This is a genomic window from Streptomyces sp. NPDC058579, from assembly GCF_042718575.1.
Lineage (GTDB): Bacteria > Actinomycetota > Actinomycetes > Streptomycetales > Streptomycetaceae > Streptomyces.
The window spans coordinates 216,374-228,387 of record NZ_JBHXPI010000009.1 but is presented as its reverse complement, the minus strand read 5'-3'; the positions used below and the strand labels follow the sequence as shown (position 1 = coordinate 228,387).

Here is a 12,014-nt window from a genome sequence, read left to right as displayed (position 1 = left end):
CTGCCGGGGCCCTTCCTCATGCGGTCGTGCGAGTCAGCCGCCGGTGAGCGGCCGCGAGCGCGACGGCCTGCGGCCGCCGGCCGGGGTGATCGGCGTCCGCTCCGGGCGCGTGGAGTGCCCCGCGTGCCCGGCGTGGGCCGTGTGCGCCCGGGGGCCGGTGAGCGGCGGCGCGAGACGGCCGTCCCCGCGCGCGGCGGACGAGGTCCGTCCGGTGCGGGCGCCGACGGTCTCCCTGACCGGCTCCTCGGCCGCGACCGGACGCTGCGGGTACAGCGTGTGCCGCGGACCACCGGTCGCCACGGGCAGCGAGGGGACCAGCCGGCGACGGGCCCGCAGCTGCTCGCGCAGCCGGTCGCGGGCGCTGAGGACGATGGCCTCCACGCGGCTGATCAGCGGCTCGCACCAGGGCAGCGCGAGCAGGATGAGCAGCCCGGCGGCCCAGCCGAGCAGCACGTCGCTCAGCCAGTGCGTGCCGATGTAGACGGTGGTCAGGCCGACGCCGAGCGCGACCACGGCGGAGAGCGCCGAGAGGTAGCGGCGGGCGAGCGGAGTGGTCGCCAGATAGGCCAGGATGCCCCAGGTCACGACCGCGTTCGCGGTGTGTCCGGACGGAAATATATCGCCGCCCCCGAAGAGCTCGGCCGAGCCGATCTGCGTCGCGTAGTGGGGGCCGAGGCGGCCGAGTCCGAGCTTGACCGCGCCGACGGTGACGTTGAGCAGGAGCAGGGCGGCGCCGAGGGTGAGCAGGGGGCGCAGGGTGTGCTGGCGCCAGGAGCGCCAGCCCAGCCAGGCCGCCACCATCACGGCCGTCGGGCCGCGCTGGCCGAGGACGACGTAGTAGTCGAGGAAGGGGTGCAGGTCCGGCCACTGCTGATAGGGCCGGAAGAGCATGATCTTCCAGTCGAGGGTCACCAGCCACGTCGAGAGCAGCACGGCCACGACGATGGCGAGATAGAACGCCAGCGTCCCGCCGAAGAGGGCGAGACGCGTGCGGGTCATCCGCGGGACCTCTATCTTCGGCGGTTCCGGCTCCCGGTCCAGCCGGGCAAAGATGTCGGTACGCACCCAATCGACGTTACAGGGAGTGAGTGTCGACCTTGGTCGTTCCGGTCTCTTCGTGATGACGATGTGATGTGGAGTAGGTCTCAGCCCGGGGTTTATTGCAGGTGACTGTCTGAGAATCCGATGACCTTGTGCCCTATTGGGCGAAGTCGGCTTTCCGGAAGTCTGTTTGTACGTCACGGAAATTTCTCAAACGGTTGTACGGGAGGAATTCGGCTCGACGTGCGGCCCTGCTGGAGTGGCGTACGCCACACCGGGCGGCCCGCCGGGGTGAGAGGTGCGCCACGCGCTCGTGCCGTGAACTCGCGTACGCTGACGGCTCACTCGCCCGTCGATGCCGGGCCGCCCCGAGGACCCGAACCCCCGGCCGGCGCCCGCCGAGTGCGAGGGCTTCACTGGGAGGTACGTACATGCAGCGGACGAGCACGGCCGGAGCACGGCTCCGCGCCGCCGCCGGCGGCGCCAACCGCTGGGTCGTCCTCGTCGTCCTCTGCGTCAGCCTGCTGCTCGTGGCGCTCGACGCCACCGTGCTCCACGTCGCCGTCCCCTCCCTCACCGAGGACCTGCGTCCCGGCGCCACCGAGCTGCTCTGGATCGTCGACGCCTATCCGCTGATCTGCGCCTCGCTGCTGATCCTCTTCGGCACGCTCGGTGACCGGGTCGGCCGGCGACGGGTCCTGCTCCTCGGTTACGCGCTGTTCGGCGTCGCCTCCGCGGTCGCCGCCCTCGCCACCACCCCCGAGGTCCTGATCGGCGCCCGCGCCCTCCTCGGCGTCGGCGGCGCGATGATCATGCCCGCCACCCTCTCGATCCTCCGGGCGGTCTTCCCCGACCGGCGCGAGCGGGCCACCGCCATCGGCATCTGGACGGCGGTCGCCGCGATCGGCGCCGCCACCGGACCGGTGCTCGGCGGCTTCCTGGTCGAGCACTACTGGTGGGGCTCGGTCTTCCTGATCAACATCCCGCTGATGGCGCTGATCCTGCCGCTCGGCCGCTGGCTGCTGCCCGAGTCCAAGGGTCGCGACGACGGCCCCTGGGACGTCCTCGGCGCGCTGATGGCCGCGGCCGGCGTGCTCGGCATGGTCCTCGGCGTGAAGCGGATCGGCGGGGGCGAGAACCTTTTCGCCCCGGCGACCTGCGGCCCGCTGCTCATCGGCGCGGCGCTGCTGATCCTCTTCGTACGGCGGCAGAAGCGCCGGGCGCACCCGCTGATCGACATGCGGCTGTTCTCCCGGCCGGCCTTCACCACGTCCGTCGGCTGCATCGTGCTCGCCATGCTGGCCCTGGTCGGCCTGGAGCTGATCGCCGTCCAGTACCTCCAGCTCGTCCTCGGGCTCAGCCCCCTGGAGACCGGGCTCAGGCTGCTGCCGCTCACCTTCGCCGCCATGGCGGCCGGTGCCACCGGCTCGTACACCCTGCGCCGGATCGGACCGCGCCGGATGGTCTGCTGGGGCTTCGTCCTCACCGCGGCCGCCGTGCTGCTGCTCGTCATGATGGGCCAGACCGACCGGCCGCTCCTGCTCACCTGCGGCTTCGTGCTGCTCGGCTTCGGCCTGCAGACCACCCTCTTCTCCGCCTACGAGTCGATGCTCAGCGAGGCGCCGCCGGAGAGCGCGGGCGGCGCGGCGGCGATCGGCGAGACCTCGTACCAGCTCGGCGCGGGCATGGGCATCGCGCTGCTCGGCAGCGTGATGAACGCGGCGTACGCCCCCGGTCTCGCCTCCGTCCCCGAGGTCCCGGCCGCCGCGAGCACGGCCGCCGCGAACTCGCTCGGCGAGGCCTACCAGGTCGCCGACCGGCTCGGCGGCACGGCCGGCGCGGCGCTGTACCACGCGGCCCGGCACGCCTTCGTGGACGGACTGCACATCACCCTGTTCGTCAGCGCGGGGCTGCTGCTGCTCGGGGCGGTGATGGCGCTGCGGCTGCCGCGCGTCATGGAGTGCACGGTGGATCCGGAGGACCTGGTGGCGCCGGTCCCCGAGGAGGTGCGGGTGCCGGGCCGTCGCGAGCCGGCCGAGCGTGAAGCGGTCGGCCGCGAGCCGATCGAGCCCGTCCGCTCCGGCCGCCCGGCGCGCTGAGACCCGCTGAGGCCCGCTGAGGCACCGGGGCGTCGGCCGGCGTTCGGTGGGCGGCTTCCGGCGCCGTTGCCGGAAGGGGCGCCCACCGGTCAGCTCTGGTTGAAGAAACCGTCCTGCGTACGCGCGGCCGGGTCCCCGCTGATGATCTGCGTGTCGGCCGGGGTCAGCAGGAAGACCCGAGTGGCCACCCGCTCGATCGAGCCACGCAGACCGAAGGCGAGTCCGGCGGCGAAGTCCACCACGCGCTTGGCGTCGGAGGGCTCCATGGCCGTGAGGTTCACGATGACCGGGACGCCGTCCCGGAAGAGTTCGCCGATGCCCCGGGCGTCCCGGAACCCGTCCGGGGAGACGGTCGCGATCCGGCGGCCCTGCTCGTGGGCCGAGTCGGACGCAACCCGGACCCGGGGGTCCGTCACCCAGGCGTCGCCGCTCTCGTTACCCTCGGCGTACTCGTCGTCGTAGTAACGCTCGTCGTTGTCCTCGACGAGTCCCAGCCAGGCGCTCGCCTTGCGCACCGATCCCATGGACGCCTCCTTTCAGCGCGGTCACTTGTGGTTCCGCAATACCTATCGTCGTCCATGATGCGGATTGCGCGCCAAGTGGATAGTCGGCGCGCGCGTGTTTCGTGACGGTACTGGTGCAGAACGTGAGGCCCCGTTTCTGGCGATTCGTCAGGAATCTTGCGGTATGCGGGGCCTGACGGAGGTTCCGCAGGAGCTGTGCAACTTAAAATATGAAAGTCGGGCCAGAAGGGTGACGGTCGGAGCGTCCGGGTGAACGGGACGCTCGATACGATGCCCCGCACACGCACCACCAGCACATGCGCGCGACTCACGGGGGAGTCTCTTGTTCGGAATAGTCAGGCCCTGCACGCACCGGCTCACCGAGGGCCTCAAGACCGAGTGGATGGCCCATCTCTGCGGCCTCTGTCTGGCACTTCGGGCCGACCACGGGCAGTTCGCCCGGGTGGTCACCAACTACGACGGGCTCATCGTCTCGGTTCTGACGGAGGCTCAGACCGGCCCGCTCGACGGCATACGCCGCACGGCGGGCCCCTGCCCGCTGCGCGGGATGCGGAGCGCGCCCGTCGCCCAGGGCGAGGGCGCGCGGCTCGCGGCCGCCGTCTCGCTGGTCCTCGCGTCGGCGAAGGTCCGGGACCACGTCGCCGACCGGGACGGCCTGTTGGCCCGCCGCCCGGTCGCCGCGGCGGCCCGCCGGGTCGCCAGGTCCTGGGACCGGGCGAGCGGACCGGGCGCGCGCTCGGCTTCGACACCGCCCTCCTCGTGGACGCCGTGGACCGGCAGACCGGGATCGAGACGCTCGCCGGACCCGGCACACCGCTCCTCGTCGTGACCGAGCCGACCGAGACCGCGACGGCGGCGGCCTTCGCGCACACCGCCGTCCTCGCCGGGCGGCCCGGCAACGTCGAGCCGCTCGCCGAGGCCGGCCGGCTCTTCGGGCGGCTCGCGCACCTGCTGGACGCCGTGGAGGACCGGGAGACCGACGCCGCTTCGGGCGCGTGGAACCCGCTCGCCGCGACCGGCACCTCGCTCGTCGAGGCCCGCCGGCTCGCGGACGACGCGCTCCACGGCATCCGCCTGGCCCTGCGGGACACGGAGTTCGTCGACGGCCGGCTGGTCCACATGCTGCTCGCGCACGAGCTGCGGGTCTCGGTCGACCGCGCCTTCGGCACGACGACCTGCGCGCACGGGACGCCGGGTCCCGGCCAGGGGCCGGTGCCGGGGAATCCGTACGCGGGCGGGAACCCGTACGGGAGCGGGGGTGGCAATCCGTACGGGGGCGGTGGCGGGAACCCGTACGGCGGGGGAGGGCCCGGCGGCCCGGGTGGTCCCGGCGGTCCCGGTGGGCTGCCGCCGCAGTTCGGGGGCGAGGGGCCGCAGCGGCCGAAGCCGCGCGGATTCCTGGCCGGATGCGCCGCGTTCACCTGGCTGTTCTGCACCTGCCAGATGTGCTGTGCGAAGCAGTACGAGGGCCCGTGGTCCCGGAAGAAGCGCAAGGGCACCTGCCGGAACCGGGACAACGCGGAAAACGCGGCCGACGCCTGCGAGTGCTCGTGCGACTGCTGCGGCTGCGACTGCTGAGTCCCGGCGGCGGCGCGGGCGCGGGCGGGAGACACGGTCGCTGGTGATCGTCGGCGCCGGGCCGCGCGGGACCGGGGTCCTGGAGCGGATCGCCGCCAACGTGCCGGAGCTGTACGACGGTTCCGGTCTCGACGTCCATCGTCGACCCGTACCCGCCGGGCGGCGGCCGGTTCGCGCTGCGGCAGAACGACGCGACCGCGCGGACGGTCCTCGCCCTCCTGCGCGACCTGCCCGGCCCCCGCCGGGCCTGACCGCATCACCCGAAGCGTCGCGTCCGGGGCTTTTCGGACCCGTATGGAAGGGTGGATCACCATGAGCACGGATAGCACCGATCCCCAGGACCGGCAGGACCGGCAGGACTGGGAGCACTGGCACGAGCAGCGCACGGCGGCGGTCTCCTCGTCGTACGGTCCGCTCTCCCTCACGGGCACGTACTGGCTCTCCGACTACCCGGAGGGTCGAATTCCGGCCGTTCCCGGGCGTTGGCGGGACGAGGGCGACGAGGTGGTCCTCACGGCCGGTGCCGAGGACGCCGTGACCGTCGACGGCAAGCCCCTGATCGGCAGCGTTCGGCTCACCGCCGACCACACCCCGATCCACGAGTCCCGGGCCGAGTCCGCCGGGCGGCGCCTTGTCGTGCTGCGCCGCGAAGGGCTGTGGGCGGTACGGGACTTCGACCCCGAGTCCCCGGCGCGGCGCGCCTTCCGGGGCATCGAGGCCACCCCGTACGACGCGAGCTGGGCGGTGCCCGGCACCTTCCGGGCGTACGAGGAGTCGCGGAGCGTCCGGGTGGAGAACGCGGACGGGAAGGAGCGGGGGCTCGGGCTCGCGGGCGTGCTCTCCTTCGAGCTGCGCGGTGTCGAGCACACCCTGCGGGTCGCGGTGGAGGACGACGGCACGCTGTGGGCGGTCTTCGCCGACGCGACCAGCGGCCGGGACAGCTACCGCTTCCGTTTCCTGCGCCCCGCCGCGCCCGCCGAGGACGGCTCGGTGACCGTCGACTTCAACCGCGCGCTGCTGCCGCCGTGCGCCTTCGTGGACCACTTCATCTGCCCGTTCCCGCCGCCCGGGAACACGCTCGACACCGCCGTGCCGGCGGGGGAGCGGCGACTGATGGAGGGCTGACGCGGGGGACGGCCGGGGGCTTCCGTGGACGGTGGGGAGCGCCGTCCACGACACGCTGGTGATCAACTCCCTTGTGGCGTCAGGTAGTTGAGCGTCGTACGGCCGAAAGACGCCCTTGCGGCGGCCGGTCGGGGACCCCGAGACTCCCCCACAGCGCCGGCCCCTGGCCGCGCCTCACGGGTCCGACACCCCACTGTGGACCCCCGATTCCCCTCTGGAGGAACGTCAAGTGAGGATCAAGCGCACCACCCCCACGAGAACCATCCGCCTGCTCGCCGTCGCCACCGGTCTCGCCGCCGCCGCGGCCGTCGCGGTCCCCGCCGCGAACGCCGACACGGCGCAGACCTTCAGCGCGTCCCAGCTCACCGCCGCGGGCGACGCCGTCCTCGCCGCCGACGTGGCCGGTACCGCCTGGCACGTCGACCCGGCCACCGACACCCTGGTCGTCACCGCCGACTCCACGGTGTCCAAGGCGGAGATAGCCGACATCAAGCGCGAGGCCGGCGCCAACGCCAAGGCCATCCGCGTCGAGCGCACCCCCGGCAAGTTCAACAAGCTGATCTCCGGCGGCGACGCCACCTACGCCACCAGCTGGCGCTGCTCCCTCGGCTTCAACGTCCGTGACAGCGCGGGCAACTACTTCTTCCTGACCGCCGGGCACTGCACCGACGGCGCGGGCACCTGGTACGCCGACTCGGGCCGCGCGACCGTCCTCGGCTCCACCTCGGGATCCAGCTTCCCGACCAACGACTACGGCATCGTCCGGTACACCAACGCCGGCATCACCAAGTCCGGCTCGGTCGGCAGCGTCGACATCACCAGCGCCGCCAACGCCACCGTGGGCATGTCCGTGACCCGTCGCGGCTCCACCACCGGCACCCACAGCGGCTCGGTGACCGGCCTCAACGCCACCGTCAACTACGGCGGCGGCGACATCGTGTACGGCATGATCCGCACCAACGTCTGCGCCGAGCCCGGCGACTCCGGCGGCCCGCTGTACTCCGGCAGCCGCGCGATCGGCCTCACCTCCGGCGGCAGCGGCAACTGCTCCAGCGGCGGTACGACGTTCTTCCAGCCGGTCACCGAGGCGCTGAGCGCGTACGGGGTCAGCGTGTACTAGAGCGTCCGACCGGGCACCATGATCCGAACAGAAGTCGGGTCCCCCGTCCCCCTCGTGGGCCGGGGGACCCGACGCGTGGACTCGTGGTGGGGAGAAACGTGTGACCGTCCGGCCCGGTGGACCGATACCCGAATCCGACGCCCAGCGCAGGGTCCGGCGCAGCCGGCTGCTCTACACGGCCCCGATCGTGCTGCTCTGCCTGCTCACGGCCGTCCTGGGCTGGGAGATCGTCCGCGCCAACATGACCGAGCAGGCCAGGACCGACTGGCCGTGGCGGCTGCAGTTACTGGACATGGAGCCGCTGGGCAGCCTGCTCGCGGTCGCGGCGGCCGCCGTCCTCGCGCGGGCGCAGTACGCCCGTACCGTACGACCCCTCCTGGGCTGGCGCAGCGACTGGACGACCGGGCAACTGCGCGGCGGCGGAGTCGAGTGGCGGGCCGGGGTCTACAACGGCGGCCCGTACACGGCCGTGATCGAGCGGTGGGAGTGCCGGGTCGTCCTGGCGGGGGAGCCCGCCCCGGAGTCGACCCCGTGGACGGACCTCCCGGCTGCCGTGGCGACCCTGACCGGGGCCGGTCTGGTCGCGGGCGAGGACTTCCAGATCCCTCTCTACGGCAACTTCCCGCTGGTCGGCACGGGGACGTACGAGACCGTCCTGATGGGGGCGTTCTCCCGGCGCTTCGTCGACGAGGTCGACGCCTTCCACATCCGGCTACGGGTCGTGGACACCGTCGGCGACAGCCATGAGCGGATCATGAACTGCCTCAAGGGCGCCCGCTCGGAGGGCTATCCGCCGCCGCCTTCCTGAGCGGTCGTTCCCAGGCCGTCGGCGCGTGCGCCATGATGTGGTCCACACAGCGGGGGCGGGGGGCATCCGGTGAGAAGACGCGCGCTCACGTCGGTCGTGGTGATCCTGCTGGCGGCCCTGGGGACTCTGGGCGCACCGACAGCGGCTCGTGCGGCCCCCTCGCCGCCGGCGGCCGAGGAGTGCGAGTCGGCGGGCCTTGCCAAGGCCGAGGTCAGCGCGTCGGCCCGGCTGCAGCACGACGACCGTACCTACACCAAGGTCGACACAGAGCTGAGCGTCGAGGTCCCCGGCGACTGGGCGTTGGCACCGGACCTGATGCTCGGCGAGGGCAGTCAGCGGTACATCACCGCCATGGCCTGCCTCACCATGAGTGAGGTGGGCCAGCAGCGTCGCTGGTCGGAATGGCGTACCAGCAAGCCGCGCGTCTCCTCGAAGGACGGTCGCGTGAGGGTGGTGGACAGGGCGCATTCCTGGGTCAACCGGTACGGGACGAGCATCGACGTCGGCGTCTGGCGGCTTCGGGTCGGAGCGGATCGCTGGACCATGACCCTTCGGCCGCCGCCCGCGCTGGCCGGAGCCCGGTGGAAGAAGGTCACCGTGGATCCCGGCTCGCCGGGGGCCGACAGTGCGACGCCTCGTCCGACGGCCGGGGTCGGCGCCACCGGGCTTGTCTGGCAGCCCGCCGAACCGAGCGAGGCCCCGGAACCACGCCAGACGAAGCAGCCGACAGGAGGGGGCTCCGCGCGGACTGCCGTCGGCGGCCCGCCACCCGACGTGTCCGTCTCCCTCATACCCCCCTGGCAACGTTCATGGAGCGCCCAGACCAACCGCCTGACCGTCGTCGCGCTGGACCGCCTCGGCTCTCTGCTCTGGACGGCCGGCATCTCGGCGCTGCTGTGGTTCGCCGCCCGGCGATACCGCAGTCGCTTCGGCGCTCCGACGGTCGAACAGGACCGTGCGCTGCGCAACCTCGGCGGGTGGGCCCTGACCGCCGTCCTTCTCGACGTCTTCATCCGCGCGGACGACCTCATCACGCGGTACGGGGACCGAAGAGGCGGGTTCCGGTTGGAGGAGTGGCTCCTTCTCGAGAACACCTTCGCGATGGCCGCCATCGTCGTACTGCTCGGCTTCGCCAAGCCGTCCGGACGGGTCTGGGCCGCGTCCGGCGTCCTGGCCGTCCCTCCGTTCGCGGTGATGACCTGGCCGGACGGGTTCGCTCGGCGTCCTTCCTCCGTCGAGCCCGCCGATCTCGGCGTTCTCGCCGTCTCTTCCTCTTGTCTTCTGGCGCTCGCGCTGCTCGGCTGCGCCGCGGCGACATGGCGCCTGGCCGTCGACGGAGGCCTGCTGCCGCCGAGCCGTCGCTTCCCGGGCAGCCGACGGGTCCTGAGGCTCCGCTGGGCCGGACCGGCGGTCGGCGCGGCGACGCTCGCCGTCGGTGTGGGCTTCGCACTGACCGAGGAGCGGAGCTGGCAGCGTGTGTCCTGGCTGAGCAGCCGCGCCGACCCCGTCTACGGATGGGAGCACCGGAACGACTGGTTCTGGGAACTGACCTGGTCCGTCTCCAACGCGCAGGACTGGCTCCTCGACGACAGCTGGATGATCACGTGCGTGGCCATGCTCGCCGTACTCCGTACCTGGCGTGCGCCCTCCACCTTGTCCCCCTTCGAGGACGACGCCGACAGGCTGATGTTCCTGACGTTCTTTCCTGTCGCGGTCACCCTGGTCCCCGGCGGCTATTTCGACAACGCGGCGCTCTACGTCCTCTCGATCCCCTTCTGCATGTTCGCTCTGTACGGCGCGGCCAGAGCGGCCGGCGGTCGCGCGGTCATGGTTCAGCTCTTCGAGCGGTCCGGCCTGCCCCTGTACGCGGCGCGCGGCCCCGTCGCGCGGAGAGCGCTGCTGCGGAAGGCCCGTGCCTACCGCGAGATCCATGCCGAGCTGCGCCGCCTTGACCAGGGCCTCTTCGGGGATGTTCCCCCCAAACGGAGGAACCTGGAGCGGGACTTGAACGATCTGCACGACTGGCCCGCGAGCCTGTGGCACGCAGGTCCCGACCGGCTCCCGGGGAGAGTGTCGGTGGTCGACGCGGCACTGGCGCTCGGCCCGCGCGACGACTGGTGGGCCAACGGCAGTCGTGGCGCACGCTTCGCTCTGGTACCGGGCGTTCCCGCGAGCGTCCTCGCCATGTGGGCGTGGGCGTTGCGCGGAGAGGGATGGCAGGACTCGCTCTCGTACCTCTACGGAATTCCCGACCTGGTGCTCGCCCTCGCCTTCTGGATGGTGGGCTTCGTCGGTGCGGGCTTCACCCTCGGGGCTCTGTGGCGGATACTCCCGGGGCGGCGGGGCGCCGCCAAAGCCGTCCCCGTGGCGCTGGCGTTCGCCGTGCCCATCGGCATCGACGTCGTGGGCTTCTGGTTCACCCGGGAGAGCGCGGACGGCATGGCGCTCTACGTCCTGGTGATGCTGTTCGTGCTGACCGTCACCGGCATCGCGCTCGACCTCGACACGTTCCAGGGCGAGCGACGCTACTGGCAGAGCCGCCTCGGACTGCTGCTGTCCGTCTACCAGATGCGCTACTACTCCCTTCAGATGGCGTACCTCATCGCGCAACTCGTCGCGATGATCACGATCTGGGAGTTCTTCGTGGAACCGGACGCCTCTCCGACGAAGCAACTGACGACCAACAGGTAGCCGGTGCGGCTACCTGGCCAGCCACTCCAGGACGGCCGGCAGGGCGTACTGGGCGGCGAAGTGGCCCGCGTCCGGGACGAGTTCGAGGGTCGCTCCGGGGATCCGGTCGGCCAGCCAGCGGGTGTGGGCGGGTGGCGAGAAGGCGTCGTCGAGGCCGTGCCAGAGGAGGACGGGGGCGGTGACGGCGGAGACGTCGAAGCCCCAGGGGCGGGTGAAGGCGAGGCAGTCGTCGGTCCAGCCGTGGTGCGTGGTGCCGAGCGCCTCGCGGTAGGAGCGCAGGAGCGTGGCGCGGACGGCGGGGTCGGAGACGACCGGCAGGTCGTGGTCGGAGAGTTCGGCGCGCAGGTCCTCGACCAGCCGCTCCGGGTCCTGCCGGATGGCCGCCGCCCGGGCGGCCAGGTCCGCGTCGAGGAGCTCGGGCGCCTCGGCGGCCAGGCCGAACTCGCGCACGTTGAACGGGGTCATGCCGGCGAACCAGTCGAGCCCGGCCGCGTCCCGGGGCGCGATGCTCACGAGCGCCGCCGCGGCCCGGACCCGCTCGGGCAGCAGCGCCGCGCAGGCGAGCGCGTGCGGGGCGCCGCCGGAGCGCCCGACGACGGCGAACCGCTCGATGCCGAGCGCGTCGGCGACGGCGGCGGCGTCCCGGGCCGCGTCGGCGACCCGGCGGCCGGGGTGCCGGTCGGAACCGCCGTACCCGGGTCGGTCGTAGGCGAAGAAGCGCACGTCGGGGCGGCGCTCGGGGAGGTCGGGCAGCGCGGTCCCCAGCCGGCTGCCGGGTGTGCCGTGCAGGAGCAGTACGGGGGTCCCGGCGGGATTTCCCCATTCCTCGGCCAGCAGCAGGCGGCCGTCATCGGTGCGCACATGCTTTCCCATGGGCGGGAGCTTACTGGGGAAATTCTTGTGAAAGATTTCACAAACTCGCAAAGGTCTAAGGTCCCGGGATATTTATACAGGTCAGGTGTGCCTTCCCGGTGGCCTTTGGGATCTTGAAGGGGCTTTCGGCCCGCCCGGGCAGGGCTTTGTCCGGC

Annotated in this window: 8 protein-coding genes and 1 pseudogene; 6 read left to right on the top strand and 3 right to left on the bottom strand. The window is 72.2% G+C overall.

Features of this window, described 5'->3' with window-relative positions:
* Nucleotides 1-33: 33 nt before the first annotated feature.
* Nucleotides 34-1,065, bottom strand: coding sequence for a phosphatase PAP2 family protein (locus ACFWRO_RS15130; protein ID WP_384509689.1), 1,032 nt, complete (start codon nucleotides 1,063-1,065; stop codon nucleotides 34-36).
* 407 nt (nucleotides 1,066-1,472) lie between these two features.
* Here ACFWRO_RS15130 and ACFWRO_RS15125 point away from each other — a divergent pair, with 407 nt between their 5' ends.
* Nucleotides 1,473-3,140: an MFS transporter gene (locus ACFWRO_RS15125; RefSeq protein WP_384509686.1), complete on the top strand. Its 1,668-nt coding sequence runs from the start codon at nucleotides 1,473-1,475 to the stop codon at nucleotides 3,138-3,140.
* 89 nt (nucleotides 3,141-3,229) lie between these two features.
* Here ACFWRO_RS15125 and ACFWRO_RS15120 read toward each other — a convergent pair whose 3' ends face one another.
* On the bottom strand, nucleotides 3,230-3,664 hold the full coding sequence (locus ACFWRO_RS15120; RefSeq protein WP_384509683.1) for a cell division protein SepF: 435 nt from the start codon (nucleotides 3,662-3,664) through the stop codon (nucleotides 3,230-3,232).
* Between the two features lie 322 nt (nucleotides 3,665-3,986).
* On the opposite strand from ACFWRO_RS15120, the pseudogene ACFWRO_RS15115 reads away from it, so the two are divergent.
* The 5 genes and pseudogenes from ACFWRO_RS15115 (at nucleotide 3,987) to ACFWRO_RS15095 (ending at nucleotide 10,986) form a co-directional block, all read left to right on the top strand.
* Nucleotides 3,987-5,242, top strand: a pseudogene (locus ACFWRO_RS15115) (DUF5685 family protein).
* 312 nt (nucleotides 5,243-5,554) lie between these two features.
* Entirely contained in the window at nucleotides 5,555-6,367 is an 813-nt protein-coding gene (locus ACFWRO_RS15110) for a DUF1684 domain-containing protein (protein ID WP_384509680.1), read from the top strand.
* A 229-nt stretch (nucleotides 6,368-6,596) separates the two neighbouring features.
* Entirely contained in the window at nucleotides 6,597-7,487 is an 891-nt protein-coding gene (locus ACFWRO_RS15105) for a S1 family peptidase (RefSeq protein ID WP_384509678.1), read from the top strand.
* A gap of 100 nt (nucleotides 7,488-7,587) precedes the next feature.
* Complete coding sequence (locus ACFWRO_RS15100) at nucleotides 7,588-8,295, top strand: hypothetical protein (RefSeq protein ID WP_384509675.1); 708 nt, start codon at nucleotides 7,588-7,590, stop codon at nucleotides 8,293-8,295.
* Nucleotides 8,296-8,364: 69 nt separating this feature from the next.
* Nucleotides 8,365-10,986, top strand: coding sequence for a DUF6185 family protein (locus tag ACFWRO_RS15095; RefSeq protein ID WP_384509673.1), 2,622 nt, complete (start codon nucleotides 8,365-8,367; stop codon nucleotides 10,984-10,986).
* A 9-nt stretch (nucleotides 10,987-10,995) separates the two neighbouring features.
* Here ACFWRO_RS15095 and ACFWRO_RS15090 read toward each other — a convergent pair whose 3' ends face one another.
* Nucleotides 10,996-11,859 (bottom strand): alpha/beta fold hydrolase, encoded by an 864-nt coding sequence (locus ACFWRO_RS15090; protein WP_384509671.1) that lies wholly within the window; start codon nucleotides 11,857-11,859, stop codon nucleotides 10,996-10,998.
* Between the last annotated feature and the right edge of the window lie 155 nt (nucleotides 11,860-12,014).

Excerpts from the sequence above, each read along its gene's own strand:
- ACFWRO_RS15110 (WP_384509680.1), top strand. The coding sequence starts at position 5,555 with ATGAGCACGGATAGCACCGATCCCCAGGACCGGCAGGACCGGCAGGAC.
- ACFWRO_RS15120 (WP_384509683.1), bottom strand. The coding sequence starts at position 3,664 with ATGGGATCGGTGCGCAAGGCGAGCGCCTGGCTGGGACTCGTCGAGGAC.
- ACFWRO_RS15090 (WP_384509671.1), bottom strand. The coding sequence starts at position 11,859 with ATGGGAAAGCATGTGCGCACCGATGACGGCCGCCTGCTGCTGGCCGAG.
- ACFWRO_RS15125 (WP_384509686.1), top strand. The coding sequence starts at position 1,473 with ATGCAGCGGACGAGCACGGCCGGAGCACGGCTCCGCGCCGCCGCCGGC.